The organism is Thermomonas sp. (assembly GCF_029945965.1).
Taxonomy (GTDB): domain Bacteria; phylum Pseudomonadota; class Gammaproteobacteria; order Xanthomonadales; family Xanthomonadaceae; genus Thermomonas.
Window position 1 is genome coordinate 268,649 of record NZ_JAQSDO010000015.1, and the last position, 25,646, is coordinate 294,294.

The following is a 25,646-nucleotide window of genomic DNA, read 5'->3' on the forward strand; positions in this document are numbered from 1 at the left end:
CGTTTGAATTGCGCCGCGACGTGAGGGTGCTTCGAGGAAAAGTTCTCTGACCCCTTTTTGCGTGAGTGTCTGCCCACATTCGCAACTAGAGCGTATGCCTCCCATCGGCATTGGGCGGGTGGCGTGGTCAGAAATGTACCTGACCCCATTTTTGCCACTGTATGACAGACTTTCGGAAAGCCTCGGTGCGACTCATAAGGAGTGTCTGGTGACTACACGCTACACGCCATCCGGTATACGAATGCGCCTTCATGGTTCCAAAAAAGGGGTCAGAGAACATTTCCGTTTGAAACGCGCCGCGATGTGAGGGCGGGAAAAGGGGTCAGAGAACATTTCCGTTTGAAACGCGCCGCGATTCGGGGTGCATTGGGGAAAATTTCTGCCCCCCTTTTGTGCGCGAACCCTGACCGGTCTCGCGGCATTTGCCCGTTGGTATGAGGGCGTCGAAATAAAAAATTCCTGCATGCGCAGGTAAAGCGACTGATTGAGAGTGCATGCAATCGCGAAACACCAAGGAATACATCGACTACCTGCACGGCTTTCGTGGCATTGCCATCCTGGCGATCATGGCTGCACATGCCTGGTCCATGCTGGGTCAGGAGGCCTAGTCAGGGCTTGGCGCGCAGTTCGACGTGCTCGCGTCCGGCGCCGATTTCCGGATTCTTTACGCAATGACCGAAGGGTTATTCCACGGCACCACCCTGTTCTTTGCGCTGATCTCCGGAATCCTGTTTACGCGGGTGTTGCGCGGCATGCCGTGGGCCAGGTTCTATCTCAACAAGTTCACCAACGTGATCCTGCCTTACCTCGTGGTGTCGACCGTGCTTGTCGCATTACAGTGGCCTCAGGTCGTTGCATACCTGAAGGCGAACGACCTCCAAGACTCATTCCTGCACGTGCTGCTCCTCAACGTCGTGACCGGATCCGCGGAAGTACAGTTGTGGTACATCCCGGTGCTGGCGGTGCTATTCGTGATGACGCCGGCGCTAGAAGCTATGCTCAGGTTCCGCAATGGCGTCCTGCTCCTGTTGCTGGCTCTGGTGCCGCTGGTCGTGTCTCGCACGGTTTCGCCTCACATGCTGAGCGTCAATTCGGTCATCTATTTTCTCGGTGCGTATGGGTTTGGCATGTACCTGGGTGAGCGGCTCGAGGCGATGCTGGCACTCGTGCGAAATTTCCGGGCGTTGATGTGGGCTGTGTTCTTGATTAGCCTGGTAGCGAACTTCTGGTTGTTTCTGTCGGGTTACACGCCATCAGGGTTCTTTTCGCTGCAAGAAAGTGTGGTCTATCTCAACAAGATATTGGCAGCGCTTCTGATCCTCGAGCTCCTGCAAGCACACGAAGATCGGATGCCAAGGCTTCTGCAGACCTTGGGCACCTACGCCTTCAGCCTTTATTTTCTGCATTTCACCGTAATGGTGAACCTCGACAAGGCGCTGGTCCAGGCTTGGCCGGGCATGAGCGTGGTGGGCGTCGCCGCCGGTGCCCTCGCTATTTATCTTGTCAGCATTACCTTGACGCTGATGCTGTGCATCATGTTGAAGAAACTGTTCGGCCGCTATTCGCGGATGCTGATCGGCGCCTGATCCAATGAACGGAGTGAAAAAGGAAAGCAATTACGGGGTCAGGTTCACTTAGTCAGAGCTCTCAAGTGGACCTGACCCCGTTATTGCCGCGCTTGATTCCTTCTCTCCCGTTTGCTCCCGAGCAAACACAGGAGCCGTTGCACCAGGCTGGCTCAGCGGTTCGACTTTTCCTCGGGCGACTTCGCGTCGTCGTTGCCTCTCATCTTGCGGAATTCGATACCGGTCAGGATGACCCCGATCATCATTAGTCCGAATACGGCAATGGCGAAATAGCCAATCATCGGGTTACTCACGACTTGCGCGCCATCAATGACGTGAGCTTGAAGTAGATGCCGAAGCAGAGGATCGATGGCACCCACAGCGCTGTGAACGCCCCCTCCTCGCGCTGTCCGTTGAACCACAGGAAGGCCGACAGCACGAATGAGACTGACACCGCCAGGAGAATGAAGAAATCGGATTGCTTGATCATTGTTGTCCTCTTCGGATCAGGGCTCTAGCGAGCCGATTGCCGCCATTAGACAGCCGGCGACTGCGAAACTGCCCAGGCTGCGCATTTTGAATTGCAGGACTTCAGGCAGGTTATCGATGGTCAACACGCCCAACATCCCGCCGAACAACAGCAGGAGGCTTGGAACGAGCAGTACGACTCCGGCGACCAGCAGGATGCGGCGATAGTGCGGCTTGCGAATCATGGCGTCCACGCACCCCCGCGGACGCCTTGGTGGATCCAGGAATCGTAAAAGCAAGACAGCTTCACAGTGCATTTCATGCGCCAATACTAACCCGATTAGTGGCCCGCCCGATACGAAAGAAGGGGTCAAAAAAAGGGGTCCTGGAAATAAAGAGTCAGCTACATTTTTCCTCGAGCTTGGAGCGCACGCGTGGTCGAGTCTCCAAGTCGCGCTTGGCGAGCGCTTCGGTCTGCAGCCGTAAGCAATGTACCTGACCCCATTTGTTGGCTTCTACCCCCTTATTGACGGTGTTTCCTGCTGCACCTCGTAAGCTATGACCATGACGACACCACAAGATGCCAAGCTCGACCGTATCGTTGCCGAGGCCCGGCGCAACGCCGAGCAGCGCGACCAGGGGTATCGCGAGCGTGCCCTGAAGATGTACCCGTGGGTCTGTGGGCGCTGCGCGCGTGAGTTCACCCGCACCAACCTGCGCGAGCTGACGGTCCATCACCGCAACCACAACCACGACGACAATCCGCCGGACGGCAGCAATTGGGAGCTGTTGTGCGTGTACTGCCATGACAACGAACATTCACGACAGGCCGACTACACCGGGGTCAGCGCCCTGGCCGCCGAGGACAAGCCGCCTGCAGCCACGTCCAACCCGTTCGGCGACCTGAGGTCACTGCTTGGGAAAGTCTCGCCCAAGGATGGATAGCGAACACCAAAACAGGCCAGAGAACATTTCCGTTTGAAACGCGCCGCGATATGGGTCTACTTCGGGGAAATCCACTCTGACCCCTGTTTTGCGGACTTGGTTAAGATAAGCCTGTGACCACACATCAAAACCAAGTATTCCGCGCGGCGCACGGGCGAGACGTGGCTGAAGATGCAGGCGTCTACAAGACGCTACTGGAATCCACCAACGCGATCCCGTGGAAGCTTGACTGGCCCGACCTGCGCTTTGCCTATATCGGGCCCCAGATCGAAAGCCTGCTGGGGTGGACGCAGGACAGCTGGAAGACCGTGGAGGACTGGGCCACGCGCATGCACCCGGATGATCGCGAGCGCACCGTGAACTTCTGCGTGGCGCAATCGCAGGCCGGCATGGACCATGAGGCGGACTATCGAGCGTTGACGCGCGATGGCGCGTACGTCTGGATCCGTGATGTCGTGCATGTCACACGCAACGATGCGGGCGAGGTGACCAGCCTGGTCGGCTTCATGTTCGACATCAGCGAACGCAAACAGGCGGAGGTGGAGCTGCTGCGTCTGCACAAGGAATTGGAAGCGCTATCGCTCACGGATGCATTGACCGAGATCGCAAACCGCCGCCTGTTCGACCAGCGCCTGGACGTCGAGTGGAACGACTCCCGGCGCAGCGGCAAACCGCTGTCGCTGTTGATCGTGGATATCGATTGGTTCAAGCAATACAACGATCTGTACGGGCACCCCGCAGGCGATGCGTGCCTCAAGCAAATCGCCGGGGTTCTGCAGGGGGCGGCAAGGCGATCGCGTGACGTCGCCGCTCGTTTGGGTGGGGACGAGTTCGGGCTGCTGTTGCCGGACACCGATGCGGCCACTGCGCAAGCATTGGCGCGGGAACTGGAGGCCGCCGTGACTGCGCTGCAGATCCCGCATGGCTTCGACGATGCGGGCGAATGGGTCAGTATTTCGATCGGAGTGGACACCCAGGTGGCTGGCGATGCCAACGACGCGAGTGGCTTTGTGGACCACACAAACCGGATGCTCTACGCGGCCAAGCGCAAGCCGCGAGCGGCGTAGCAGGTTACGGAACAAAACAGGGGTCAGAGTCGACTTTTTCGGGAAAAAAAGGGGCAGGTACATTTTCCTTTAATCCTGGGACGGCTGCGTGACCGTACTTCCAGCTCAGAAAAAGGGGTGACGAAAGGGCACGCAGGGACGTAAGGAATAGCGTTTTTCGCAGCCTTGTACTCGATTTGAACCTGCCGCAAGATGTCAAAACATATTCACCTTCCGCAATCGAGACTTATGATGCGCCTACATCCCCTGCGTCCCAACCTGATTCTGTTGAGCTGCGTGATGGTTGTGGCGCTGGCCGGTTGCAGTGCCGAGCCAGCCGGTGGAACGCAAACACAGGCCGCGGTGCAGGCCGCTCCAGAAGTCCCGACCGCGCAGTCAGCGCCAACGGTGGAGCCTGACCCAACGCCTACGTCGCAGGCATTCGACGTCAATACCCTTCCCATCAGCGATGCCGCCCTTGGCGAATTTCCCTATTTCACCTTGCCTGCAGGCTATACATCAAAAGGCCCTGGCAGAACGGAAAAGAGTGCGACAAAGGATTTCGCGCGCTTCCCATTTTGGGTGGACCAGAAGGATCAGTGGATCGAAGGCAAGTTCTACTACGCTGCCTTCGCGGCCGAACAAGGCAAGGATTTCTCTGAGTTTGAAATTTCAAAGAACTTTGACAGTGCTATTCGGCAACTCGGCGGTACCAAGGTAGGCGAGGGGAACATTCCAGTCGACGTCGTGAAAAACTGGGGGCCTGAAATCAATGGCGGCTTCAGACTCGGCATTGATCCCGCCAGATACAAGTATCCGGCTTCAACGTCGTCGGTTTGGGTGATCCGCCGCAACGACGGCAATATCTGGGTGTTCCTGACCACTAACCCGAAACGCGGCGGCTATGTTGTCGGCAAGGAAACCGCTTACACCCAAACCTCTGAACTGATCTCCGCCTCTACCCTCAAGCAGGCGATTGATGCGACAGGAAAGGTCGCCATACAGGTCAATTTCGCCACTGACAAGACCGACATATTGCCCGACTCACAGTCCCAGATTGATCAGGTCGTACAACTCCTGAAAGATGATGCAGCGCTCAAGCTCGCGATCAACGGGCATACCGACAACACCGGCAGCACGTCCCACAACCAAGCACTTTCTGAAGGACGAGCGCAATCCGTCATAGCGGCATTGGTCGCGAAGGGTATCGCTCCCACCATGCTGACCGCGGAAGGCTTCGGGGACACGCAACCCGTGGCCGATAACGGCAGCGAAGAGGGTAAAGCGAAGAATCGACGTGTTGAACTGGTGAAGGTTTCAAATTAAAAACACAACGAAAGGGGACGGAGGGAATTGAGTGCGCTTAGTTCCCTCCGTCCCTTTTAAGATATCGCTGGTCAATCATGCATTTGCATGTGGGGACGCGATGCGAGAGCCGTGTATCGGCCTCCCCGCAATTCAAACGGAAATGTTCTGGACCTGCGGGGCGATACAGAACTGGTCACGGCCCTGCGCCTTGGCCTCGTAGAGCGCCAAGTCGGCGCGGTGGATCAGGCTTGCCCATGATTGGTCGCCATCGGGTGGCAGTGAGGCGAATCCAATGCTCAGGGTGAGCGGGCGCTGGTCGCGGAAGGAATTCTGCCGTACCGCCGTGAGCAATCTTTCGCCCATGAGCGCTGCGCTGTCGCTGTCGGCGCAAGGAAATACCATGCAGAATTCATCGCCACCGTAGCGCCCCACCAGGTCGAGGCTGCGGCATGCCTCGCTGAGCAGCTTGGCGATGTCGGCTACGACCAGGTCGCCGGCTTTATGTCCGAAGCTGTCATTGACGCGCTTCAGGTAATCGATGTCCACGAAGGCCACGGTCAGTTGCTGCCGATGACGGATCGCGACGGCCACTTCCCGCTCGCCCGCGATCACGATGGCGCGCCTGTTCAACAGGCCGGTCAGGTCGTCGTGCGTGGCGAGCTTGTGCTTGTCGTCAACCAGCCGCTCGAAGTACAGCAGCAGCAATCCCGTCGCATACACGAAGACGCCTCCCAGCGGCACCAGGTACAGGGTGGCGATGCCCATCGGGGAGCGCGTGACAATCAGGTCCGGATCCCGCGCGATCGCCAACACGATGCGGGTGATGTTGTTGGACATGAGTAGCACGACGGCCCCCACCGTCAACACGCTGGCGAACGTCCATCGAGGTCGAATGCCCGCCAGCAGCACGCGAAAACTCATGGCAAACAAGGCCAAATTCGCGGTCGCGAACACGATGAGATGACGGTAGATCTGTGCATCGGCTGCAACAAGCAGGAAAAAGAGCAAGCAGGCGGCTGAGCCGATGACCCATTCCAACTTGCCCGGGCGTACCTTGTAGAACGCCTGCAAGCCCGAGAGTTGCAAAACGGCCCCGAAGACCAGGCTGCTGCTTCCGATGGGTTGCAGGATGGGAAATCTGCGGCTGGCGACGACCATCAGTACACCCGCCAGCACCAGGATTGCGGCCAACGCCCAGTATCGCGTCGAGCGTTCGGGACGCGTGGCGAAGTGAGCGCCAACCATGACCAGTGCAATGCAGAACTGGCCAATGATGAGCGATAGCCCAGCCGTCAAGGCATCCATAGGTGGAAGCATTCCCCTTGTTCACCACCCGGCGTTGCCCAGTGCCGCGCCTTCGATGCCATCATCTTAGTCCGCAATAAAAGGGGCGCAGGGAATTAAGCGCGTTTTTGGGCAATGACTACGAACGTGCGGAGCCGATTGAACCTCGGTATTGTGCCGTTCTGATCACGGATAGAAGCCATGACGAAAAGCTACGATCCACCTCTTACTGCGGATCCTCACGGCCCTCTCTATCGCGTCGATAAGGCGATCAAGTTGGCTCAGCAACGGCTTGATGCCGCGATCGATGCAAAGCGTCATCACACCAATCAAAATCTGGCCCACCAGGTCATCAAGGAAGCGCGTGAAGTACTCAGGAAGTCTGAGAAATTGCGTGTGCTCAAGATCATGGAACTCGGGGCTTCCGCCACAGACAAAGAAGGTGTGAGGGGCAATTTATGATGGGAGGATGCGGGTTGCGCTGATTGCGCGTGCTCAAAAGCAGGGGTCAGAGTCGATTTTTTAAGTTGCGTCAGGGCTGAGTTGGCTCGGGATCAAAAAAATGGTGTCAGGGTGGACTGCCCCGGATTCTGGCCTGACCCCATTTTCTACTACAGAGTCTTCCATGCATCGTCTCTTCAGCTTCGTGAATAGTCCCCAGGAGTCACGCTGGATCGCGGTCAACGATGGCGTGATGGGCGGGCGCTCGAGTGGTGGCTCATCGGTAGTCGACGGAGTGCTGTCGTTCAGCGGCGAGTTGTCGCTGGCCAATAACGGGGGCTTTTCGTCAGTGTGCTGCGAGGTCCGCGCGTTTGACTTGAGGGACGTGTCTGTGATCGTCCTGCGGGTATGTGGCGATGGCCGCCGCTATCAGCTGCGGCTGGCTACGGATGCCCGTCACCAAGATGTCGCCGTGTCTTACAGAGCAGGGTTCGATACGCGGGCGGGTGAGTGGACCGAAGTGCGAGTGCCACTGGGAGAGCTTGATCCCAGCGTGCGCGGTACCCGTCTGCATGGTCCACCGCTGGACGCCTCGCAGGTGCGGGAGATTGGCCTGCTCATTGCGGACGGGCGCGAAGGCGCGTTCTCGCTGGACGTGGACTGGATTGGCGTGGAATAGGCGATTGCAACACGCAAAAAAACTAGGACAGAGCGATGATTTCCGCTAGGAAGGATGGCCACTACTGCTCGACAACAAACGTCCACCGCGTCCCTGTTTTCCATAGCCCATTCTTTTAGGTGTGTCGCCATGATCTTCGACGTTGAAACGTGTCCTGTGGCCGGTCTTGACTGTCCAGCCGAGGTGTTGGTCACCGGGGCCAGCAGCGGCATTGGATATGCACTGTTGCAGCAGCTATTGGAGAACCGGCATGTCGGGCGTGTATTCGCCGTGTCGCGAAGCGCCACCACCAAGGTCGCCTTGGGTGAATTACAACGCGATCACGGCGAGCGTCTGCAGCGCATTGATGCCGATATCACCAATGAAGACGACCTGGCGCGACTGGCCCACGCGACGCAAGGGGTCGACGCGTTGCACCTAGTGATCAACGCTGCGGGCATACTGCATGGCGACGCGTTGGCGCCCGAAAAATCGATCGAACAAGCCAGCAGGTCCACGTTCGAACGCGTGTTCGCGATCAATGCATTCGCCCCCTTGCTGCTGGCAAAGGTGCTGCTGCCGCAACTATGCCGCGGACAGCCTGCGGTCTTTGCATCACTTTCCGCGCGCGTGGGGTCGATCGGCGATAACCGCGCTGGTGGCTGGTACGCGTATCGTGCGTCCAAGGCAGCGCAAAACCAGTTGATGAAGACCTTCGCGATTGAATGGAAACGTCGCAACCCCCTCGGCACCTGCCTCCTGCTGCATCCTGGCACGGTCAATACGCCGCTTTCGGCGCCATTCCAGTCCAAGGTGCCCGCAGAGCGGCTGTTCGACCCACAGCGCGCCGCTACCCAGTTGTTGAAGATCATCGCTGGAAGTACCGCGAAAGACAGTGGTCGCTTCATCGGGTGGGATGGGAACGAGATCCCTTGGTGAAAGCAACTGAAAAAAGGGGTCTAAAAAAGGGGTCAGGTACATTTTCCCATGAGCTTGGGTCGCCCGCGTGGCCGAACTTCGAGCTCGCGCTCGGCAAGCGCCTCGATCTGCAGCCGAAACCGTTCGCTGCCCCGGATTTTCTGCTGGTTGGTTGCCAGGCGCAACGCGTTCGCGTCGTTGTCAGACAGGCCTTCGTCGAATAGGTGCTGGTAAGTCTTTTGCTGTTCCGGCTGTTCCGCGTCGGTGGCGCCAAGCGCGCGGTAGGTTGGATGCGGGTTGATCCGAGGATCGTGCACGCCGTTCGCGTTGCAAGCATGGCTTGACCAACGGTAGTCCAGGGCAGTCGCTACCATGCCGGCGCGTATGGGGTTGAGTTCGATGTAGCGGTAACAGGCGAGGACGTACCGCTCGCTGTCCACGAGCGCTGACTTGAAGCGACCTTCCCGCAAGGTGCCGGTACGTCGATGCCGCACTGGACAATATGTTGCGCGATACCGGGCAGGTCGATTCGGGGAAGGCGGGCCATGTGCTTGAATCGAGGTGAGGACCCGCGCACATTCGCAATTAGCTCGTAGACACATACTCGGCATTGGGCGCGTGCCTTGGTAAGAAATGTACCTGACCCCATTTTTGCATCACTTGCCCAGGTCAGGGATGGTCATCAAGCCGACGCGCTTGATTACCCACAACCACGCGAAGGCGAGCAATGTCCCGGCCACACCATAGGCCGCATCCACTGGGTCTCGCGTGTTTAATAGCGGCAAGAACAATTCGTAGATCACGTTGCCTGCGATCATTATGAGTGCCGCCAACGCGATGTGTCGTACCGATACGCCCATCATCAACCACAAGTATCCGACCCCAGCCAAAAGCACGTATGAGATAGAGAAGTTGGAGATGTGGCTGTAGAACCCTGGCACTAGCTCAAGGATGTCCGCCGACCGAAATGCGCCCGGTTTGCGGCCCATGAACAGTGCGAACACGCCTGCGAGCAGCAGCAGGTGCATCAGCGTCGCCCATGGAGAGGGCATAAAATGTATCACTGCCTGTCCATTTTTTTTCACGCGGCGATTACCCTTCATTACGAACTATTTCCGTGCGGCGAGTTGAGCGAGCTTAATTCCCTCCGTCCCCTTTTGGATACCATGTCCTTCCCCCCCAATCACGGAACTCTCTCATGTCCCTCTCGATGCATGCCGTGTCCGTTCCCGTCTTCCAGCAAATGCTCACTGCGCTTGGTGGCGTTTTGGCAAAGGCTGAAGCCCACGCTGCCGAACGCAAGATCGAGCCTGCCGCGCTACTGCAAGCGCGGCTGTTCCCCGACATGTTCCCGTTGGCACGTCAGGTGCAGGTCGCCTGCGATTTCGCCAGCAGCGTGTCGGCGCGGCTTGCGGGCGCGGAACTCCCGGCCTACGAAGGCGGCGACCAGACGTTCGCCGACCTGCAGCAGCGGATCGCCGCGACGCTGGCCTTCATTGGTGGGTTGGATGCGGCGCGATTCAACGGCAGCGATGAACGCGAACTCGTGTTGCGCCCCGGCACGCCGAAGGAACGCCGCATTGGCGGCCAGGCCTACCTGGTGTCGTATGGGCTGCCGCAGTTCTTCTTCCATGTCACCACCGCGTACGACCTGCTGCGCCACAACGGTGTCGAAGTCGGCAAGAAGGACTTCATGGGCGCGTACTGAGGGCTCTTTGAATGAGGTGCCTCGCCGAAAAGGATCCCGTATGGACGCTACCGATTCCCTGCCGTTGCTCACCGCCGCCGAAGCGCGGGCGCTGGGCTGCCTGATCGAGAAACAGGCGACTACGCCGGATGTCTATCCGCTTACGATCGCTGCGGTGCAGGGAGCGGCCAACCAGAAAACCGCGCGTGAACCGGTGATGGCGCTGGAAACCGGTGCGGTGAACCACGCGCTGCGCCAGTTGGAGGGAAAAGGGCTGGCCAGGCAGGTGTTTTCCTCGCGCGCGGAACGCTATGAGCACCGGGTCGCGGCGCACTTCGGGCTGCCATCGCAGCAGGTCGCCTTGCTGGGCTTGCTGCTGCTGCGCGGCCCGCAGACCGCGTCCGAACTGATGTCGCGGAGCGAACGGCTGCATGCCTTCACTGATCTGGATGAGGTGCGCCACCAACTTGATCGGCTGACCCGACACCAGCCCGCGCTGGTGGTGCAGGTGCCGCGCGGCGCCGGCCAGCGCGAGGATCGCGTTGCACATCTGCTGTGCGGCCCGGTGGACGTGGACGCCATCGTTGCGCGGAGTTTGACTACCGCAGGCGAATCGGCCACGCCGGCATTGGCGGCACGCGTGTCCGCACTGGAGGCCGACGTGGCGGACTTGCGCGAGCAGTTCGAGCGGCTGCTGGATGCGACGAAAGTGGACACAGGGACGTAAGCAAAAAAGTGGTCAGGTACATTTTTCCTTCTAGACCGTTCCGGATCCTATGGCGAGTCTCATTGGGCGTATTGGTCCTAACCGCACTGTGGGCTTGCTGGTTGCGGCCGTTGTTACCACGCACCGGGCCGACGCCTGAGACGCTGGCCGATGGCTGGGTAATCGATGTGCCTGCTGCGCAGGGCATCGATGGAGTGGAGCTGGATAACACCGTCACGGCCCTGCTCGATGCGCCGCTGAACGTGCATAGCGTGCTCATCGAACGCCACGGCAAACTAGTGGCCGAGTATTACCAAGGCGGCAAGGACCGTTCCGTGTACGCATTGTTCTCGACCCGGCACAGCTTTGGACCTGCGACAAGGCAGGACATGCGGTCGATAGGCAAGAGCATCACCAGCTTGCTTTACGGCGTGGCCCTGGGCGAAGGACAGGTTCCGGCATTGTCGACACCGGTATTGGATGCCTATCCCACGCTTGCCGACCTCGCGACGCCGGAAAAACGCCGCATTGCGATCGGCGACCTGTTCAATATGGCCAACGGCCTGGATTGGCACGAAGGCGGTCGCGGTGTGAATGACGAATTGCGCCTGTTCTGGAAACGGGATATCGCGCGTTACGTGCTCGGCCACGGTATGCAAACTGCGCCAGGCACCGCCTTTAACTACAACGGTGGCGGAACGGCGATCCTCGCCGACCTCATCACGCGCGGCACGGGGAAGCCGCTTTACGTATATGCGCGCAGTCGCCTATTCGAGCCTCTGGATATCCGCGACTGGGAGTGGGTGGCCGACGTGCATGGTCGGTCGATGGCATTCAACGGGTTGCGCATGCGGCCACGTGACCTGCTCAAGATCGGCCGGCTCGTCCTTGATGATGGCCAATGGCGGAACAAGCAGATCGTACCGGCGACATGGATCAGGCAATCGATGAAAACGGTCATCGGAACAGATGTACGCAACTATCGTTACGGGCACCAATGGTGGGGCGGTGTCGCGCACTGGCAAGGCCAGCCGATGGAATGGCATGCCGGTTTCGGCAACGGTGGACAGCGCCTTTACATCATTCCAGCGCTCGACATGGCAATCGTGACCACCGCCGGCGCATACGACGAAGACCCGACCGCCATACGCGTGAACGATCTCGTGCAGCAGGTGATTGATTGCGTGAAGCGTTAGCGAAGAAAAGGAAAAACAATGGGATGTGGTTGGCTACCTTGCCTTGGCCAACCACAGGCTGCATTTCGGTGGCGATCTGCTCGAGCACTGCAGCAAAATTGGTTTGTTGCGCACGCGTCATGTGCTGGCTGTCGAGGATATTCATCGCAGGCATGCTCGCACAGCGTGCGTACGCGGCTTTTTTCAACCGCATTCACCCCCATGTCATGAGTTCCCCTTCACGGCGATCCCCATGATTTCCCTGTCAATCCTGGATCTTGCGCCGGTCACCGAAGGCAGTACGCCGGCGCGGACCTTCGCCAACACGCTGGAACTGGCGCAGCACGCTGAGCAGTTGGGCTTCCAGCGATTCTGGTTGGCCGAGCACCACAACATGCCTGGCATCGCGAGTGCGGCTACGGCGGTGTTGATTGGCCATGTAGCGGGTGGGACATCGACGATTCGGGTCGGCGCGGGTGGGATCATGCTGCCCAACCACGCGCCGTTGCAGGTCGCCGAGCAGTTCGGCACGCTTGGCGCGCTATATCCGGATCGCATCGACCTTGGCCTCGGCCGCGCGCCAGGCACGGACCAAGCCGCTACGCGCGCGCTGCGGCGCTATTACGAGGGCGCCGACGAGTTTCCAGCGGACGTGGTGGAGCTGCTGCATTATTTCGAGCCCGTGCAACCCGGTCAGGCGGTGCAGGCCGTGCCCGGCGCGGGCATTGCAGTGGAAGCGTGGGTTCTCGGCTCCAGCCTGTTTGGTGCGCAGCTCGCGGCGCAATTGGGCCTGCCGTATGCCTTCGCTTCGCACTTCGCCCCTGCGGCACTCACGCAGGCGCTCGCGGTGTACCGCGAGCAATTCAAGCCCTCGCCACGGCTTGCCAAGCCGCACGTGATGCTGGCGCTGAACGTGGTGGCCGCCGATACCGATGAAGAAGCGGCGCGCCTGTTCACTACCCAGCAGCAAGCCTTCGTCAACCTGCGTCGCGGACGACCTGGCCTGGTGCCGCCGCCGTTGCCGAGCACATCGGCCATGGCGGATTTCTGTACGCCGCAGGAGCGTGCCGGCGTCGACAGTGCACTGGCTTGTGCCGTGGTTGGTGCAGCTGACACTGTGGGTGCGGGCATCGACGCTTTCGTGAAGGCGCATCGCCCGGACGAACTGCTGCTGACGGCCAACATATTCGACCACGCGGCACGCTTGCACTCGTTCGCGCTGGCGATGCAGGCCTGGCAATCGGTGGCGAAAAATAGTGTCAGGGACAATTTCTGATGCTTGGGTGCGGGTTGCGCTGATCGCGTCTGCGGGCGGCGAGGGAAGGCTATGGTGCATGGCCCGCCTTCCTTGTCCTGATCTTGCCGGTATTCACCAGTATGTGGTGCAGCGGGGCAATAATCGCTTGTCTTGTTTCCTCGACGACGAGGATCGCCCCTCCAAAATTGTTCCTGACACCATTTCACGGGACGTAGTGCTAGCGTGCATCCGGTATCGGACTTCCACATTCAACAAAGGGCATAGCCATGAAAGCCAACATCGGCAAGATCGACAAATGGATCCGAATCGTCCTTGGAGTTGCCCTGATTGCGTGGGCTGCGACCGGCGGGCCGATGTGGGCGTGGATCGGCGTGATCCCGCTGGCCACGGCGCTGATCAATTTCTGTCCGTTGTATCGATTGGTGGGAATCAACACCTGCGCACGCTGAGGCGCTGGGCCTGCTGAAAAATGGTATCAGTACATTTTTCCTTGGTATTGGGTCGTCCGCGCAGCCGAACAGGCAGCTCGCGCTCGGCAAGCGCCTTGATCTTCAACCGGAACCATTTGCTGCCCCAAGTCTTTTGCTGCTGGATGGCCAAACGCAAAATTGCCCCTGACACCATTATGGCCATTATGCCGCCACCATGACGACTATCTATGAAATGGCTTGATCGCCTGCGTGTACGCCATACGTTGCGCCACCATCCGATCCCGGATGAGAGCTGGCACAAGCTCATGCGCGAGGCGGATATTTTTCGTGGCCTCACTTCGGTTGAACGCGCCCATTTGCGCGAAATGAGCACACTGTTCCTGCATCGAAAAGCGTTCAGCGGAGCGCAGGGACTGGAACTGACGAACGACATCCTTGTGGCCGTGGCAGCGCAGGCATGCTTGCTGATCCTGGAACTGGGGCTGGACTACTACGATGGCTGGGTCGAAGTCATCCTGTATCCCGGTGCGTTCAAGGTGAGCAGGGACGTGAACGAAAACGGCGTGGTGTCAGATGCCGGTGGTCACTTGGCCGGCGAGTCGTGGCAACGCGGGCCGGTAGTGCTGGCCTGGGCTACCGCCGCTGCCGATCTCGCCGGGCATCAGTCCGGACATAACGTGGTGGTGCATGAGTTTGCGCACAAACTGGACTCGCTGGACGGCAGCGCCAATGGCATCCCGCCAGTGCATTCGGGCATGATTCGTGAGGATTGGACGCAAGTCTTTACAGACGCATTTGATGCGCTACGCAGCCAGCTGGAACATCATCATTCTCATGGAATCGATGCGTATGCAGCGACATCGCCGGCAGAGTTCTTTGCGGTGGTGAGCGAGACTTTCTTCACAGCGCCCGCGACGTTGCATCATCAATTTCCAGCCGTCTACGAACAACTCGCGTTGTTCTACCGACAAGATCCGAAAAGTAGGTTGAGCGCATAAGCGACAAAGGGAGCCCATTTGTTGCCGATGCCGTACGAGGTAAAGTTTCACGGCGTGAAGATGTGCTCGATCGTTTTGCCGAATACGTCCGAAATTGCGAAAGCGAGGGTGAGGCTCGGGTCATGGCGGCCGGTTTCGAGTGCGTTGACGGTTTGGCGCGACACGTCGAGGAGTTCCCCTAGATCGGCCTGCGTCCAGCCTCGCTCGGCACGCAGTTCGCGAATGCGGTTTTCCATCAGCGGTCGAACACGCTGCGCACAATGGCAGTCAATCCCCAGCTCGCGCCCAACAGGGCCCACACCGTGAACATGCTCAAGCGTGGGTAACCGACGCCTTCCAAAAAGCCATATGTGAAGGTCAGGGCAGCGGTGATGCCGGCGGCGATTGCGCAGTTCTCCAGCAGTATTCGGCGCAAGAATTCGTCCATGCGCCGGTACTGGCGTACCAGCATCCAAAGCATCAGTCCAAAGCCGAGCATCGGGCTGAGCAGTACCAGTAGTCGTGCCACGCTGGGCTGCATCGCTTTGGCAAGAAAGAGTGAGGAAACCAGCAGCACGATGTATACCGTCGAGCTGCCGAATAGTTCCAGAAGGTATTGTCTGGCCAACCGCTGGTCGCGCATCACCGTCTCCACGTAAAGTAAGCTTTACATATTGAGCTGGCATGACGGCCGTGTCAAGTAGCCTTTACATTACGAAATGTACTTGGAGTGGCCCGGGTTCTACAGAAACCTGAAAATGGGGCAACTCCGAAGGTGTTTGGTGGCAGGAAGGGGGCGTGTGGTGCGGGAATTACGGCCGTCCCATTGGCGTACTTCAGAAGACCGACAGCCCGGTGATTGTCGTAAAGCGATCCAGTGCCGCCGCCCGCGCCGCTCTTGGCGGGCAGGCCAACGCGGAACGCAAACTCCACCGGCGGCGTCGTAGGTGCCGCAGGTCAGCATCAATGCGTTGATGCGCTTGGCGCGGTCCGGGCTGATGACGGCCTTGATGAAGTTTGCCAGGGCGGCATTGCGGAAGCCGGTGTCGCGTTCGGATCGCGCCACTTCCTGGTCCATGTCGATGCCGTTGTTGCCGGCGCGTTCGCGCACGAATGCCAGCAGCCGGTCGAGTGCATCGGGATATTGCGACAGCACCACGTCAGCGATGACGTGCGCACCCGCATTGATCAGTGGATTGCACGGAATTCCGTGCTCGCTATCGAAATATTCATCGCAGGCATGCTCGCACGACGCGCGTTGGCGGGCGAGGCGGGGAGATTTCATTTCTTTTCTGTTTTCGACGTCTCGCCAACACTTGCAGCCACTCGCGGATATAAGCGTCACGGCCTCGTAATTGCGCCTCTGTCCTAATAACTGATTGCCGCTACTTCGAAGGAAAGCCCCATGCCCCAGACAGAATCCACGAACCGTCAATGGCTGCTTAGCGAGCGGCCCAAGGGCGAGCCCACTGATCGCACGCTACGCTTGGTGGAATGCCAGATCCCCACCGTGGGAGCGGGGCAGATGTTGCTGCGCACTGTGTTCCTTTCGCTGGATCCTTACATGCGCGGACGCATGAGCGATGCGGCGTCTTACGCTGAGCCGGTCGCGATCGGTGCGGTGATGGTGGGCGGTACCGTGGCCCGGGTGGTCGAGTCCAACCTCGACGGGTTCGCCGTGGACGATTGGGTGCTCAGCTTCAACGGTTGGCAGGACTACGCGGTGTCCGACGGCAAGGGGGTCACGCCGCTGGGCGCATCACCCACGCATCCGTCTTGGGCGCTGGGCGTTTTAGGCATGCCCGGTTTTACCGCATGGGCGGGTCTCACCCAGATCGGCAAGCCCAAGCCGGGCGAGACCATTGCTGTGGCTGCGGCGACCGGCCCGGTCGGGGCGACGGTCGGTCAGATCGGCAAACTGCTCGGGTGCCGGGTGGTCGGCATCGCGGGTGGCCCGGACAAGTGCGCTTACGCGGTGGATGCAATGGGGTTTGATGCGTGCATCGACCACAACGCGGTCGACTTTGCCGAGCAACTGGGCAAGGCCAGTCCGCAGGGGATCGACGTCTATTTCGAGAGTGTCGGTGGCAAGGTGCTTGATGCCGTATTGCCGCTGCTCAATCCGAATGCGCGGATCCCGCTGTGCGGACTGGTGTCGCAATACAACGCAATCCAACTGCCCGAGGGGCCGGACCGGATGAACTGGCTGCTGGGCCAGGTACTGAGCAAGAAGATCCTGATCCAGGGCTTCATCATCTTTGACAGCTTCGGCCATCTCTACCCGGAGTTCGCCAAGGCAATGAGTGGGTGGATCGAGAGCGGCAAGATCAAGTATCGCGAAGAGATCATCGACGGACTGGAAGCGGCACCAGCAGCTTTCATCGGCCTGCTCAAGGGAGACAACTTCGGCAAGCGCGTAATCCGCGTCGGCTGATTGCTGGCTCCTGGACCAGGCATGTCAGCCGTCTCCTTGCACCAACGCGGCGCCATCTTTGCGCTGATCGGCACCATCCTGCTGTGGGGCTACAGCTGGATCGTGATGAAACAGGTGATGGCGCACGCCGGCCCGTTCGACTTCGCCGCGCTGCGCTATCTGATTGGTGCAGCAATACTGTTTGCCGCACTGATGCTGTCGGGGCAAACGCTGCGACCACCGCCGTTGCTGCCAATGATCCTGATCGGCCTGTGTCAGACGGCCGCTTTCCAGGGTTTGGAGCAATGGGCGCTAGTCAGTGGTGGCGCCGGTCATGTGGCGATGCTGGCGTACACGATGCCGTTCTGGGCAGTGCTGCTGGCGTGGCTGCTCCTGGGCGACAATCCCACGGGCCGACATTGGTTCGGACTCGCGCTGGCAGCGATCGGTCTGCTGTGCATCATCGAGCCATGGCATTCGCTGGGTAGTCCGCTGAGCACCACGCTTGCCATTGCAGGCGGCATCGCCTGGGCGGCGGGTACCGTGTTGAGCAAGCGCATGTTTCAACGCCACGCGCCATCCGTGCTCAGTCTCACGGCCTGGCAGATGCTGGTGGGTGGCTTCGCGCTAGGCATCGTGGCGCTGGCGGTGCCGCAACGTTCGATCGAATGGAACTGGGCCTTCATCGGCGGCCTTGCCTACAGCGCCGTGCTGGCCTCCAGCCTGGCGTGGTGGCTGTGGTTGATCGTGTTGCAGCGACTGCCTACCACCGTGGCCAGCGTTTCGAGCCTGGGCGTCCCGATTGTCAGCGTGCTGCTGGCGTGGCTGATCCTGCACGAGCAGCCATCGGCGATGGGGCTTGCTGGAATCGCGTTCGTACTGCTGGGACTGACCGCAGTCAGCGGGATCCGACTTGGCAATACGCGGAGGCGCTGAACGAGGGATCCGAAATTAGCCCTAAATTTGACGCAGCGAGGGGCGAGGGCACATTGGAATTTGCTCCTGACCCGGTTCAGGCAGCCCCAGCCCGTAACGCAGGCTGCGGCCAATGCGATTGGCGTACTCGAGGACGAGTTCCGCCTGCTTAGGCGCCAGCACGTCGTCGGCGGTTTCGCGCCATAGCGCCAGCCACTGCACGAAATGCCGGGTGGTGATTGCATGCGGACGATGTGCTGACATGGGATTGCCGCGATAGGTGCCGGCACGCAGCACCACCGAACACCAGAACGACGTCAATAGCTGCTTGTGCTCGGGCCAGTCGCGCACCGCCGCGTTGAACACCGGCCCAAGATCGGGATGGACCTGGATGCGGTCGTAGAACATGTCGACCAGGGCAGCAAGCTGCTCGCGGCTGGGAATGGCTGCTGCGCCGGCGGAATCGTTGGTGGTTTCTCTGTTCATGCTGGCCATGGATGCAGGACCGATGCGGCAGTACGGCACCGGTCGTGGATTATCGCAGCTACCATCGGTTATGGTCTTGATCCACGTCATTCTCGCAACACGCGATACTGCAGAAAAGCGAAGGCCCGCACCACGCCCATGACCCACGTCGTCACCGAAGCCTGCATCAAGTGCAAGTACACCGACTGTGTGGAGGTGTGCCCGGTCGATTGTTTCCACGAGGGGCCGAATTTCCTGGTGATCGATCCCGAGGAGTGCATCGACTGCACACTGTGCGTGGAGGAGTGCCCGGTCTTTGCGATCTTCGCGGAGGATGATGTCCCGGCAGGGCAGGAAAAATTCCTCGCCATCAACGCCGAACTGGCGCCGCTTTGGCCGGTGATTGCCTGCAAGATTCCCGCGCCACCAGACGCTGCCAAATGGGACGGCGTGCCCGACAAGCTGCCGCAGCTGGAGCGCTGAAACACCCGGAGAAAATAGGGTGTCAGGGACAATTCCTGATGCTTGGGTGTGGGTTGAAAATAACGGGGTCAGGTTCACTTAATTCTTAAGTGAACCTGACCCCGTTATTACCCCGATACTCTGCGATCAGGCAGGGCTGGACCTACTGGTGTAGGCCACTGCCGCCGTTGACCAGCACGACAGCCGCCTTCTTCTTGGCGGGGACCATCGTCGCGGTCGATTCGAAACCGACGCTCGTCCCGTCATGCCAAACACTTCCGTTGCCGGTATCCACGAATCAGCCAAAGCCGTAGTAGGGCGATTCTGCCAGCTGTTCAACGATGCGTGCAAACTCATCGTTCCCGCTGCTGATGTCCGTATGCAAGGCGTTTCCTTGCAGTGTGGAGAAGCCGCTCGTGTGACTGAGCAGCTGCCGGATCGTGATTGCGCCAGCGCCGAAAAACTCTTGGAGATCGAGCCGGTCAGGAAGGCCGTGTCCGGCGTAACTTTCCTGTCGTCTCCGATATTGACAACACCGCGCGCGCCAACCGATGTGATTTCACCATCGACACGACGGCGTAGGCCAAGCCGGGCACGCCGGAAGCAGGCATCTCGCTATGGAGGAAATCTGCTATCGATCCTTCAGGGGGCACTTGCAGTCACGGCGGCACTGAGGACAAGTGCAGGGATCGGTAGCAATCGCCGCGTCATCAATTTCTTCTCCCTCGGTTGTGCTCAAAACATCAAGTTTTCGAGACTAGGTCCACTAAGTAAGAAGATCAATTTCGGACTGAGGGTCTCGACCCAGCCTACCCCCGCCCGGCAAAGATGGCCGGTACCCGGGCGAGTTTGCGTTCCTTGAAGGTATCAGTGATGTGTCATGGTGGTTGTAAGGCTATTTGTGCGCGGGTAATCCGCGACCACAATCTCCCCGCAAAAGCGGGCGTCAAACAGTGAACAGTGCCGAGCGGGGCGGTAAGAGCCTGGCGCTCGTAAACATCGAAGCCCAGCGGCGCGATAAGCGTGAAGGCTACCCTGGACGCCTGCGATCAGAACTGGATCGCAGCACTAGGACCCATCTCCAGCTGGGCTGCAAAAAAATCAACCAGTGGTAAGGGGAGGAAACTTCATGCTTCGATCAATCATGTTTGGAATGCTTGTGTGTTTTGCCGGCAGCGCAATTGCCGCACAGCCCCAGGACAATACTGCCAGTGGCAAAGCCAGTACCAATGCAGGCGACACGATCCTGGTGTTTGACGCATCCGGATCCATGTGGGGCCAGATCGATGGCGTTCCCAAGATCACCATCGCACGCGATGTAGTGCAGGGCCTGCTCAAGGACCTGCCGCCGGAACAGCGGCTGGGGCTAGTGGCGTACGGCCATCGCCGCAAGGGCGACTGCACGGATATCCAGACGCTGGTGCCGGTGGGCACCGACCGCGCTGCGATCAGCAAGGCCATCGCCGGCATCGACCCCAAGGGCATGACACCGATGACTGCGGCGGTAGAACATGCGGCCGACGAGCTGAAATTTACCGAAAAAAAGCCACTGTCATCCTGATTTCCGACGGCAAGGAAACTTGCAAGGCCGATCCATGTGCGGTTGCCACCAAGCTGGAGAAGCTCGGCATTGGCCTGACCGTACATACCATCGGCTTTGGCCTGGGTAACAAAGAGGCCGGCGCCAAGGATCAGTTGCGTTGTATGGCGAAGGCGACCGGAGGGCGCTTTCTTGAAGCGGACGATGCCGCTGAATTGCGCGACGCACTGTCACAGGTAAGCGCTGAAAAGCCTGCGCCTGAGCCTAAGGCAGCACCGGTGCCGGAGATGGTCGAAGCCATACTGAAGGCTACCGACCAGGATGGCGGTCCGTTGATCAAAAAGGGGCTGATTTGGACCGTGCGTCATGGCGTAACCGGCAAAGTCATCTATACGTCCGATGAAACCGGTACCGCACAGCTTGAGCTTCCGCGCGGTGTGCATGATGTCAGCGTCCGTCGCGTGTCCGATGGCGCGACTGCCGATGGCCAAATTGATGCCGGCGGCAACGCGCGACTGACGCTGCCGATCGTGGTCGAGCTCACAGCCAGCGTGAAGGCGCCGGACAGCGCAGCCGCCGGGTCCAAGATTCGGGTGACTTGGCAAGGGCCGGATGAAAAAAATGATTACATCGCCGTCGCGAAGCCTGATTCGCCCGGCAACAAATATGAAAACTACGCCTATACAGTACGAGGCAATCCTCTCGAGCTGCTGCTCCCTGCCGGCGCCGGTGGCTATGAGATCCGGTACGTCAACCACAAGACCAAGACCGTGCTTGCGCGCCGGGCTATTGGCGTCACCGACATCCAGGCCACCCTGGATGTCCCCGCCACAGCGGTGGCCGGCTCCATGTTGGCTGTGAACTGGGCCGGGCCCGATTATAATAACGACTACATTTCGGTCGCCAAGATCGACGCGGCCGGCAACAAGTACGCCAATTACACCTACACCAAAAAAGGTCACCCGCTGCAGTTGCTGATGCCGGACGAGCCCGGTGACTACGAAGTGCGCTACATCCAGCATCAGGGTGCCACGGTACTGGCGCAAGAGCCGATCAAGGTGACCGCCGTGAAGGCTAGTGTCGAGGCCCCCGGCACCGCCGCAGCCGGCTCAACCGTGAAAGTGAGCTGGACCGGGCCCGATTACAAGGGCGACTACATTTCGGTCGCCAAGGTGGACGCGGCCGGCAACAAGTACGCCAATTACACCTACACCAAAAAGGGCCAGCCGCTGCAGCTGCTGATGCCGGCCGAAGCCGGTGACTACGAAGTGCGCTACATCCAGAACCAGGGAGGCACTGTGCTTGCGCGCAAGACCATCACGGTCAGTCCTTGATCTGTGGATGTGGAGTGCGCATGGCCACTTAACCGACAAAATGGCGCAGGGAATTAAGCTTGCTTAATTCCCTGCGGGTTCTGTGCAATTGATCTGCCTCTCTGGCATGGTGGACGTCTACTCTTCCCTGGGGATTCCCATGAGGCTGTACTTTTTTTTTGCAAGCCTGATCCTTTCGCTGTTTGTCTTTGCCGGATGTAGCGCAGGCGATGGCGATGGCATAGCGCCTGCGGTCAGCAACTCGGCACAAGCAGGCACCGCAACCGACAGTAACCGTGGCGGCAACTGCAAGGCCTATATGGCCGAGGTACGTAAAGTGTGTCTGGACAGCATTACACGAGGTCTGGACATGTCGTGCGACAGCCAGTTGATTGCAGTGGATATGGTGCAAACGCAGGCAGCAGGAGCGCTGTTTGACGCCGGCTCGGAGACCAGCAATGCCAAGGTGGCCGAGTCGGTGTGTGCCAGCTACCTGAAGTCATTGCAGAAGAAACGACAGCGCAAGGATACCGGCATGCATGCCGAGAACGGCGCCGGGCCCACGTGCAATGCGCTAGCCGAAAAATTAGATACCACATGCCTGCGCAACCTGGGGCAACAGCCAATACCTGACAATTGCAGAAGCGCGACACGCATGTTCAATGCGCTCACTAGCCAGCCCGCTGAAGATCGTTGCGCCCAGGCCGAGAATCAGCTGAAGTAAATGCAGTCATCGGGAGAAAAAACGGTCTGGAAACTCAAGACAGAGTCGTTCTGGATCAACTTCGCACGCTTGCGGTCAGCATGAACGTTGTCGCTTGTTTTGCTCCAAAGAAAAATCCGATTCCGGGGATCGGCCTCTTTATGTCCGTATGCCCGCAAAATTTGGCAGGCGACGTTTGCTGATGATCGGCTACTGGGCTGCGGCGTGCCGGCGTAACCCGAGGCGATGCAGGTGGGGTCCCGCTGCGAAGTTCGTGCCAGCGGCCGCTGCCGTCTTGGAGCCGACCACGCTCTTGTAGTCTGTGCAGCCATAGCTGGCAACCGCCGAATAGCTGGAGATCGAATCCAAGAAGGAAGTATTGCCGTGGTGGTCGTTAACAATGATCACGTTGCCGCCGTCACTGTCGTAGGCTGTAATTGCCGACCTGATGGACTTCGAAAGCGTTCGTATTTGCGGTCGAAAGTATGCTGCTTTGCAGCATTGCTGCGCCTTTATTGGTCCATCCACGGCATCAATTAAAAGAGCTGAAATCATCTTGGTGCGGTGCGTGCGAATGTTCGGGGCGATCAGCGAGATGCGGATCATCGGTGCACGCCACGAATCTGCATGATTAAACAGTTGAGTCTGGCGTCTTTACCAAGCACACTCCGGCAGCTGGTATGGGGGGGGGCTGGAACGGATCCGATATCAGCAGGGGTCGATCTGACTTGGTCGCAAGCGATGCGATCAGCGGATTCGTTTGCACACAATTTCTGAAGGGAAAGAAAGAAATGAGGATGAAATCCACACCCTGGTTGCTGGTATCAGGGCTGCTAGTCATGGGCTCGGCGCTAGCCGCTGACCCAGTGGCGCCGCAGGTTGTCGCTCCGCAAACCAGTTCGCTCAAGATTGCCATTGATCCGGTGACCGGCAAACGCCGCGCAATGACCGAAGCCGAGAGCAGCGCGCTCGATGTCCAGAGCCGCCAGCTGGCGACTGCGCGGGCACAGGCCAAAGTGGGCAAGCGTTCCGCAAGCGCCATGGGACCGACTGCTTTGCCGGTGACGATCGAGGAGTCGCTTTCGAACGCGAAAACCGTGAACGGAATCACCGGGTTCAAACCCACCGCCGACATGATGAGCTCCATCCAGGTGACGCGGAATGCAGATGGCACGCTGACCGTCCAGCACTCTGATGGTTCCGATCCTGGTGCTGCAATCAATGTCGAGGAGCCTGCCAGTGAATAAGTCGATTCTTGCTGTAGCGATGGTCGTCGCCGGTCTTTGCGGGTTGAGCGGCACCGCTACGGCGGCAGACATCACCCTCCTCAACGTCGATCCTGCAGGCGTGGGTCTGAACGACACCACGCCCGCGCCAGTAGTAGGCGGCAATCCGGGCCGCACAGTCGGCGAGCAACGTCGGATCGCCTATCAGTTCGCCATGGATACGTGGGGTGCTGTGGTGCAGAGCCCGGTGCAAATCAAGATTTACGCATCGTTTGCCCCGCTGACCTGCACCGCAACCACCGGAGTCCTGGGGCAAGCCGGCGCAAACTGGATCTACCTGTTGACCGAAGCCGGAGTTACCCGCATTTATCCGGCGGCGTTGGCCGACTCGCTCATCGGGCAGGATCTCAGCGTGTTGCTCAATCAGGATCCGACCGATCCAGCGGACATCTTTTCCCAGTTCAATGGCGATCTCGGCAAGCCTAGCTGCCTGCCAGGATCGAACTGGTATTACGGCGTAGATGGCAAGACCCCGGCAGGGTCGATCAATTTCCTGAATGTCGTGATGCATGAAATCGGGCACGGACTCGGCATGTCTGGTTTCCTGAGCAAGACCACGGGCGCCCTGTATGCCGGGTATTCGGACAGCTATACCCGCTATGCCTACGACAACGTGTTGAACAAGAACTTCGAGCAGATGACCAATGCCGAGCGTGCTTTGGCGATGAAATCCCCGGGCCGCACGGTGTGGTCGGGCACGCGCACCAATGCCGATGCGGCGTTGATTCTGGACAATCGCAACTCGCTGCGGGTCACTGCTCCCGTGGCAGCCGCTGGGTCGTACGAGGTTGGGTTTGCAACGTCGTTCGGTCCCCGCGCATCGCCGTCCAATTTCACCTCGAATCAGATTGTCGTTGTCAATGATGGCGTTGCAGGTGGATCGGTAACCGACGGCTGCGAGTTGCCGTTTGTCAATGCCGCGGCGATAGTCGGCAAGGTCGCACTGATGGACCGTGGCGTATGCGGATTTGCGGTGAAGGCGGCCAATGCACAAAGCAGTGGTGCCATTGGCGTGGTGATTGCCAACAACGCGCCGGGGGTGATCGACATGGGCGGCGTTCCACCGATCACTGTGACGATTCCAAGCGTCATGGTGTCGCAGGCAGATGGCAGCCGTATCAAGTCCGGCGCACCCGCGACCGGAGGTGTGATCCTCGACCCGAACTTCCTGGCCGGTGCCGACAATGCCGGGCGGCTCCGGTTGTATTCTCCCACCACGGTTGCGGGCGGCTCGACCTTCTCGCACGTCGATACTGCAGCGACGCCTAACGCGCTGATGGAGCCATTCGATAGTCCGGATGTCCAGTCGCAATACAGCGTCGACGTGACGCCGGCGATCTTCGCGGATATCGGTTGGCAGCTCAACCCGGGCAACAGCAAGATCGGGAAGTGCGATACATCCGTGGACGCGGTTACCGACGGCGGTTTGATCATTGGTGCCAATGTTGCAGCATGGAGCGGTATTTGCGCCACGCAGGCGAAGGGCAACAAGTTGCTCTACAGCAAATGCATGACCGTGCGAGGTGACCAGATGCGCCGAGAAGGGCTCATCAATAGTGTCGAGTTCAGCCAGGTATTAAAGTGCGCAGTGCTCAATACGCCTTGATTCAATCAAGTAAATAATACTTTCAGCCGGCGCCTCAGGGCGCCGGTTTTTTATGGGGCACCACCCCGCAGGCAGG

33 protein-coding genes are annotated in these 25,646 nt (G+C 59.4%); 21 read left to right on the plus strand and 12 right to left on the minus strand.

Annotation, left to right across the window (positions count from 1 at the left end):
- Nucleotides 1-632: 632 nt before the first annotated feature.
- A complete protein-coding gene (locus tag PSV05_RS07515) occupies nucleotides 633-1,586 on the plus strand; it encodes an acyltransferase family protein (protein ID WP_300063743.1) in 954 nt (317 codons plus the stop codon).
- Between the two features lie 152 nt (nucleotides 1,587-1,738).
- Here PSV05_RS07515 and PSV05_RS07520 read toward each other — a convergent pair whose 3' ends face one another.
- The 3 genes from PSV05_RS07520 to PSV05_RS07530 are packed head-to-tail and all read right to left on the minus strand — an operon-like array spanning nucleotide 1,739 to nucleotide 2,278.
- Nucleotides 1,739-1,879: a hypothetical protein gene (locus PSV05_RS07520; protein ID WP_300063745.1), complete on the minus strand. Its 141-nt coding sequence runs from the start codon at nucleotides 1,877-1,879 to the stop codon at nucleotides 1,739-1,741.
- Nucleotides 1,876-2,055 carry a hypothetical protein gene (locus PSV05_RS07525; protein WP_300063747.1) on the minus strand — a complete coding sequence of 60 codons (180 nt, stop codon included), beginning with the start codon at nucleotides 2,053-2,055 and terminating at the stop codon, nucleotides 1,876-1,878. The genes PSV05_RS07520 and PSV05_RS07525 overlap by 4 nt, the downstream gene beginning before the upstream one ends.
- A gap of 16 nt (nucleotides 2,056-2,071) precedes the next feature.
- Entirely contained in the window at nucleotides 2,072-2,278 is a 207-nt protein-coding gene (locus PSV05_RS07530) for a hypothetical protein (protein WP_300063749.1), read from the minus strand.
- 313 nt (nucleotides 2,279-2,591) lie between these two features.
- Here PSV05_RS07530 and PSV05_RS07535 point away from each other — a divergent pair, with 313 nt between their 5' ends.
- The 3 genes from PSV05_RS07535 to PSV05_RS07545 all read left to right on the plus strand — a co-directional run bounded on the left by PSV05_RS07535 (nucleotide 2,592) and on the right by PSV05_RS07545 (nucleotide 5,350).
- Nucleotides 2,592-2,978: a YajD family HNH nuclease gene (locus PSV05_RS07535; RefSeq protein ID WP_300063752.1), complete on the plus strand. Its 387-nt coding sequence runs from the start codon at nucleotides 2,592-2,594 to the stop codon at nucleotides 2,976-2,978.
- 113 nt (nucleotides 2,979-3,091) lie between these two features.
- Nucleotides 3,092-4,045 carry a sensor domain-containing diguanylate cyclase gene (locus PSV05_RS07540; RefSeq protein ID WP_300063754.1) on the plus strand — a complete coding sequence of 318 codons (954 nt, stop codon included), beginning with the start codon at nucleotides 3,092-3,094 and terminating at the stop codon, nucleotides 4,043-4,045.
- Nucleotides 4,046-4,273: 228 nt separating this feature from the next.
- Nucleotides 4,274-5,350: an OmpA family protein gene (locus PSV05_RS07545; protein ID WP_300063756.1), complete on the plus strand. Its 1,077-nt coding sequence runs from the start codon at nucleotides 4,274-4,276 to the stop codon at nucleotides 5,348-5,350.
- 132 nt (nucleotides 5,351-5,482) lie between these two features.
- Here PSV05_RS07545 and PSV05_RS07550 read toward each other — a convergent pair whose 3' ends face one another.
- Nucleotides 5,483-6,637: a GGDEF domain-containing protein gene (locus tag PSV05_RS07550; protein WP_300063758.1), complete on the minus strand. Its 1,155-nt coding sequence runs from the start codon at nucleotides 6,635-6,637 to the stop codon at nucleotides 5,483-5,485.
- 180 nt (nucleotides 6,638-6,817) lie between these two features.
- Between PSV05_RS07550 and PSV05_RS07555 the strand changes: the two genes are divergently transcribed.
- From PSV05_RS07555 to PSV05_RS07565, 3 genes are all read left to right on the plus strand, one after another.
- Nucleotides 6,818-7,078 carry a hypothetical protein gene (locus PSV05_RS07555; RefSeq protein ID WP_300063760.1) on the plus strand — a complete coding sequence of 87 codons (261 nt, stop codon included), beginning with the start codon at nucleotides 6,818-6,820 and terminating at the stop codon, nucleotides 7,076-7,078.
- Nucleotides 7,079-7,241: 163 nt separating this feature from the next.
- On the plus strand, nucleotides 7,242-7,736 hold the full coding sequence (locus tag PSV05_RS07560) for a CIA30 family protein (RefSeq protein ID WP_300063762.1): 495 nt from the start codon (nucleotides 7,242-7,244) through the stop codon (nucleotides 7,734-7,736).
- A 129-nt stretch (nucleotides 7,737-7,865) separates the two neighbouring features.
- Complete coding sequence (locus PSV05_RS07565) at nucleotides 7,866-8,654, plus strand: SDR family NAD(P)-dependent oxidoreductase (protein ID WP_300063764.1); 789 nt, start codon at nucleotides 7,866-7,868, stop codon at nucleotides 8,652-8,654.
- A 32-nt stretch (nucleotides 8,655-8,686) separates the two neighbouring features.
- Here the strand turns inward: PSV05_RS07565 and PSV05_RS07570 are convergent, their stop codons facing one another.
- The gene (locus PSV05_RS07570; protein WP_300063766.1) at nucleotides 8,687-9,127 is read right to left on the minus strand and encodes a hypothetical protein; all 441 of its coding nucleotides are present in this window, start codon (nucleotides 9,125-9,127) and stop codon (nucleotides 8,687-8,689) included.
- Nucleotides 9,128-9,289: 162 nt separating this feature from the next.
- Nucleotides 9,290-9,736, minus strand: coding sequence for a hypothetical protein (locus PSV05_RS07575; protein WP_300063768.1), 447 nt, complete (start codon nucleotides 9,734-9,736; stop codon nucleotides 9,290-9,292).
- A gap of 95 nt (nucleotides 9,737-9,831) precedes the next feature.
- On the opposite strand from PSV05_RS07575, the gene PSV05_RS07580 reads away from it, so the two are divergent.
- The 5 genes from PSV05_RS07580 (at nucleotide 9,832) to PSV05_RS07600 (ending at nucleotide 13,908) form a co-directional block, all read left to right on the plus strand.
- Nucleotides 9,832-10,341: a DUF1993 domain-containing protein gene (locus tag PSV05_RS07580; RefSeq protein ID WP_300063770.1), complete on the plus strand. Its 510-nt coding sequence runs from the start codon at nucleotides 9,832-9,834 to the stop codon at nucleotides 10,339-10,341.
- Nucleotides 10,342-10,381: 40 nt separating this feature from the next.
- Nucleotides 10,382-11,047 (plus strand): DUF480 domain-containing protein, encoded by a 666-nt coding sequence (locus PSV05_RS07585; RefSeq protein WP_300063771.1) that lies wholly within the window; start codon nucleotides 10,382-10,384, stop codon nucleotides 11,045-11,047.
- A gap of 110 nt (nucleotides 11,048-11,157) precedes the next feature.
- Nucleotides 11,158-12,222 carry a serine hydrolase gene (locus tag PSV05_RS07590; RefSeq protein WP_300063773.1) on the plus strand — a complete coding sequence of 355 codons (1,065 nt, stop codon included), beginning with the start codon at nucleotides 11,158-11,160 and terminating at the stop codon, nucleotides 12,220-12,222.
- A gap of 232 nt (nucleotides 12,223-12,454) precedes the next feature.
- Nucleotides 12,455-13,477 carry an LLM class flavin-dependent oxidoreductase gene (locus PSV05_RS07595; protein ID WP_300063774.1) on the plus strand — a complete coding sequence of 341 codons (1,023 nt, stop codon included), beginning with the start codon at nucleotides 12,455-12,457 and terminating at the stop codon, nucleotides 13,475-13,477.
- 248 nt (nucleotides 13,478-13,725) lie between these two features.
- Nucleotides 13,726-13,908: a DUF2892 domain-containing protein gene (locus PSV05_RS07600; RefSeq protein WP_300063775.1), complete on the plus strand. Its 183-nt coding sequence runs from the start codon at nucleotides 13,726-13,728 to the stop codon at nucleotides 13,906-13,908.
- On the opposite strand, the gene PSV05_RS07605 is transcribed toward PSV05_RS07600, so the two are convergent.
- Complete coding sequence (locus tag PSV05_RS07605; protein ID WP_300063776.1) at nucleotides 13,889-14,092, minus strand: hypothetical protein; 204 nt, start codon at nucleotides 14,090-14,092, stop codon at nucleotides 13,889-13,891. The two genes, PSV05_RS07600 and PSV05_RS07605, sit on opposite strands and share 20 nt — an antisense overlap.
- Nucleotides 14,093-14,117: 25 nt before the next feature.
- On the opposite strand from PSV05_RS07605, the gene PSV05_RS07610 reads away from it, so the two are divergent.
- Nucleotides 14,118-14,888 carry a M90 family metallopeptidase gene (locus tag PSV05_RS07610; protein WP_300063777.1) on the plus strand — a complete coding sequence of 257 codons (771 nt, stop codon included), beginning with the start codon at nucleotides 14,118-14,120 and terminating at the stop codon, nucleotides 14,886-14,888.
- A 47-nt stretch (nucleotides 14,889-14,935) separates the two neighbouring features.
- Here PSV05_RS07610 and PSV05_RS07615 read toward each other — a convergent pair whose 3' ends face one another.
- The 3 genes from PSV05_RS07615 to PSV05_RS07625 all read right to left on the minus strand — a co-directional run bounded on the left by PSV05_RS07615 (nucleotide 14,936) and on the right by PSV05_RS07625 (nucleotide 16,152).
- Nucleotides 14,936-15,124 (minus strand): helix-turn-helix transcriptional regulator, encoded by a 189-nt coding sequence (locus PSV05_RS07615; RefSeq protein ID WP_300063778.1) that lies wholly within the window; start codon nucleotides 15,122-15,124, stop codon nucleotides 14,936-14,938.
- Entirely contained in the window at nucleotides 15,124-15,510 is a 387-nt protein-coding gene (locus tag PSV05_RS07620) for a hypothetical protein (RefSeq protein WP_300063779.1), read from the minus strand. Before PSV05_RS07620 ends, PSV05_RS07615 begins: the two co-directional genes overlap by 1 nt.
- Nucleotides 15,511-15,609: 99 nt before the next feature.
- The gene (locus PSV05_RS07625) at nucleotides 15,610-16,152 is read right to left on the minus strand and encodes a glutaminase (protein ID WP_300063780.1); all 543 of its coding nucleotides are present in this window, start codon (nucleotides 16,150-16,152) and stop codon (nucleotides 15,610-15,612) included.
- A 120-nt stretch (nucleotides 16,153-16,272) separates the two neighbouring features.
- Between PSV05_RS07625 and PSV05_RS07630 the strand changes: the two genes are divergently transcribed.
- Entirely contained in the window at nucleotides 16,273-17,301 is a 1,029-nt protein-coding gene (locus PSV05_RS07630; RefSeq protein WP_300063781.1) for an NADP-dependent oxidoreductase, read from the plus strand.
- Between the two features lie 21 nt (nucleotides 17,302-17,322).
- Nucleotides 17,323-18,216 carry a DMT family transporter gene (locus PSV05_RS07635; protein ID WP_300063782.1) on the plus strand — a complete coding sequence of 298 codons (894 nt, stop codon included), beginning with the start codon at nucleotides 17,323-17,325 and terminating at the stop codon, nucleotides 18,214-18,216.
- 21 nt (nucleotides 18,217-18,237) lie between these two features.
- Here PSV05_RS07635 and PSV05_RS07640 read toward each other — a convergent pair whose 3' ends face one another.
- Complete coding sequence (locus PSV05_RS07640) at nucleotides 18,238-18,681, minus strand: group III truncated hemoglobin (RefSeq protein WP_300063783.1); 444 nt, start codon at nucleotides 18,679-18,681, stop codon at nucleotides 18,238-18,240.
- A 138-nt stretch (nucleotides 18,682-18,819) separates the two neighbouring features.
- On the opposite strand from PSV05_RS07640, the gene fdxA reads away from it, so the two are divergent.
- From fdxA to PSV05_RS07660, 4 genes are all read left to right on the plus strand, one after another.
- Nucleotides 18,820-19,143, plus strand: a complete 324-nt coding sequence (gene fdxA, locus PSV05_RS07645; protein WP_300063784.1) for a ferredoxin FdxA — start codon at nucleotides 18,820-18,822, stop codon at nucleotides 19,141-19,143.
- A 1,108-nt stretch (nucleotides 19,144-20,251) separates the two neighbouring features.
- On the plus strand, nucleotides 20,252-20,683 hold the full coding sequence (locus PSV05_RS07650; RefSeq protein ID WP_300063785.1) for a VWA domain-containing protein: 432 nt from the start codon (nucleotides 20,252-20,254) through the stop codon (nucleotides 20,681-20,683).
- A gap of 143 nt (nucleotides 20,684-20,826) precedes the next feature.
- Nucleotides 20,827-21,996, plus strand: coding sequence for a hypothetical protein (locus PSV05_RS07655; RefSeq protein ID WP_300063786.1), 1,170 nt, complete (start codon nucleotides 20,827-20,829; stop codon nucleotides 21,994-21,996).
- Between the two features lie 106 nt (nucleotides 21,997-22,102).
- Nucleotides 22,103-22,699 (plus strand): hypothetical protein, encoded by a 597-nt coding sequence (locus PSV05_RS07660; RefSeq protein WP_300063787.1) that lies wholly within the window; start codon nucleotides 22,103-22,105, stop codon nucleotides 22,697-22,699.
- A 189-nt stretch (nucleotides 22,700-22,888) separates the two neighbouring features.
- Here PSV05_RS07660 and PSV05_RS07665 read toward each other — a convergent pair whose 3' ends face one another.
- The gene (locus tag PSV05_RS07665; protein ID WP_300063788.1) at nucleotides 22,889-23,284 is read right to left on the minus strand and encodes a hypothetical protein; all 396 of its coding nucleotides are present in this window, start codon (nucleotides 23,282-23,284) and stop codon (nucleotides 22,889-22,891) included.
- A gap of 122 nt (nucleotides 23,285-23,406) precedes the next feature.
- Between PSV05_RS07665 and PSV05_RS07670 the strand changes: the two genes are divergently transcribed.
- Nucleotides 23,407-23,925: a hypothetical protein gene (locus PSV05_RS07670; protein WP_300063789.1), complete on the plus strand. Its 519-nt coding sequence runs from the start codon at nucleotides 23,407-23,409 to the stop codon at nucleotides 23,923-23,925.
- Entirely contained in the window at nucleotides 23,918-25,570 is a 1,653-nt protein-coding gene (locus PSV05_RS07675; protein WP_300063790.1) for a PA domain-containing protein, read from the plus strand. The genes PSV05_RS07670 and PSV05_RS07675 overlap by 8 nt, the downstream gene beginning before the upstream one ends.
- The last annotated feature ends 76 nt before the right edge of the window (nucleotides 25,571-25,646 follow it).

Excerpts from the sequence above, each read along its gene's own strand:
- PSV05_RS07525 (WP_300063747.1), bottom strand. The coding sequence starts at position 2,055 with ATGATCAAGCAATCCGATTTCTTCATTCTCCTGGCGGTGTCAGTCTCA.
- PSV05_RS07530 (WP_300063749.1), bottom strand. The coding sequence starts at position 2,278 with ATGATTCGCAAGCCGCACTATCGCCGCATCCTGCTGGTCGCCGGAGTC.
- PSV05_RS07535 (WP_300063752.1), top strand. The coding sequence starts at position 2,592 with ATGACCATGACGACACCACAAGATGCCAAGCTCGACCGTATCGTTGCC.
- PSV05_RS07545 (WP_300063756.1), top strand. The coding sequence starts at position 4,274 with ATGATGCGCCTACATCCCCTGCGTCCCAACCTGATTCTGTTGAGCTGC.
- PSV05_RS07550 (WP_300063758.1), bottom strand. The coding sequence starts at position 6,637 with ATGGATGCCTTGACGGCTGGGCTATCGCTCATCATTGGCCAGTTCTGC.
- PSV05_RS07555 (WP_300063760.1), top strand. The coding sequence starts at position 6,818 with ATGACGAAAAGCTACGATCCACCTCTTACTGCGGATCCTCACGGCCCT.
- PSV05_RS07560 (WP_300063762.1), top strand. The coding sequence starts at position 7,242 with ATGCATCGTCTCTTCAGCTTCGTGAATAGTCCCCAGGAGTCACGCTGG.
- PSV05_RS07565 (WP_300063764.1), top strand. The coding sequence starts at position 7,866 with ATGATCTTCGACGTTGAAACGTGTCCTGTGGCCGGTCTTGACTGTCCA.
- PSV05_RS07575 (WP_300063768.1), bottom strand. The coding sequence starts at position 9,736 with ATGAAGGGTAATCGCCGCGTGAAAAAAAATGGACAGGCAGTGATACAT.
- PSV05_RS07580 (WP_300063770.1), top strand. The coding sequence starts at position 9,832 with ATGTCCCTCTCGATGCATGCCGTGTCCGTTCCCGTCTTCCAGCAAATG.
- PSV05_RS07585 (WP_300063771.1), top strand. The coding sequence starts at position 10,382 with ATGGACGCTACCGATTCCCTGCCGTTGCTCACCGCCGCCGAAGCGCGG.
- PSV05_RS07595 (WP_300063774.1), top strand. The coding sequence starts at position 12,455 with ATGATTTCCCTGTCAATCCTGGATCTTGCGCCGGTCACCGAAGGCAGT.
- PSV05_RS07600 (WP_300063775.1), top strand. The coding sequence starts at position 13,726 with ATGAAAGCCAACATCGGCAAGATCGACAAATGGATCCGAATCGTCCTT.
- PSV05_RS07605 (WP_300063776.1), bottom strand. The coding sequence starts at position 14,092 with ATGGCCATAATGGTGTCAGGGGCAATTTTGCGTTTGGCCATCCAGCAG.
- PSV05_RS07610 (WP_300063777.1), top strand. The coding sequence starts at position 14,118 with ATGAAATGGCTTGATCGCCTGCGTGTACGCCATACGTTGCGCCACCAT.
- PSV05_RS07615 (WP_300063778.1), bottom strand. The coding sequence starts at position 15,124 with ATGGAAAACCGCATTCGCGAACTGCGTGCCGAGCGAGGCTGGACGCAG.
- PSV05_RS07620 (WP_300063779.1), bottom strand. The coding sequence starts at position 15,510 with ATGCGCGACCAGCGGTTGGCCAGACAATACCTTCTGGAACTATTCGGC.
- PSV05_RS07625 (WP_300063780.1), bottom strand. The coding sequence starts at position 16,152 with ATGAAATCTCCCCGCCTCGCCCGCCAACGCGCGTCGTGCGAGCATGCC.
- PSV05_RS07630 (WP_300063781.1), top strand. The coding sequence starts at position 16,273 with ATGCCCCAGACAGAATCCACGAACCGTCAATGGCTGCTTAGCGAGCGG.
- PSV05_RS07635 (WP_300063782.1), top strand. The coding sequence starts at position 17,323 with ATGTCAGCCGTCTCCTTGCACCAACGCGGCGCCATCTTTGCGCTGATC.
- PSV05_RS07640 (WP_300063783.1), bottom strand. The coding sequence starts at position 18,681 with ATGAACAGAGAAACCACCAACGATTCCGCCGGCGCAGCAGCCATTCCC.
- fdxA (WP_300063784.1), top strand. The coding sequence starts at position 18,820 with ATGACCCACGTCGTCACCGAAGCCTGCATCAAGTGCAAGTACACCGAC.
- PSV05_RS07650 (WP_300063785.1), top strand. The coding sequence starts at position 20,252 with ATGCTTCGATCAATCATGTTTGGAATGCTTGTGTGTTTTGCCGGCAGC.
- PSV05_RS07655 (WP_300063786.1), top strand. The coding sequence starts at position 20,827 with ATGGCGAAGGCGACCGGAGGGCGCTTTCTTGAAGCGGACGATGCCGCT.
- PSV05_RS07660 (WP_300063787.1), top strand. The coding sequence starts at position 22,103 with ATGGTGGACGTCTACTCTTCCCTGGGGATTCCCATGAGGCTGTACTTT.
- PSV05_RS07665 (WP_300063788.1), bottom strand. The coding sequence starts at position 23,284 with ATGATCCGCATCTCGCTGATCGCCCCGAACATTCGCACGCACCGCACC.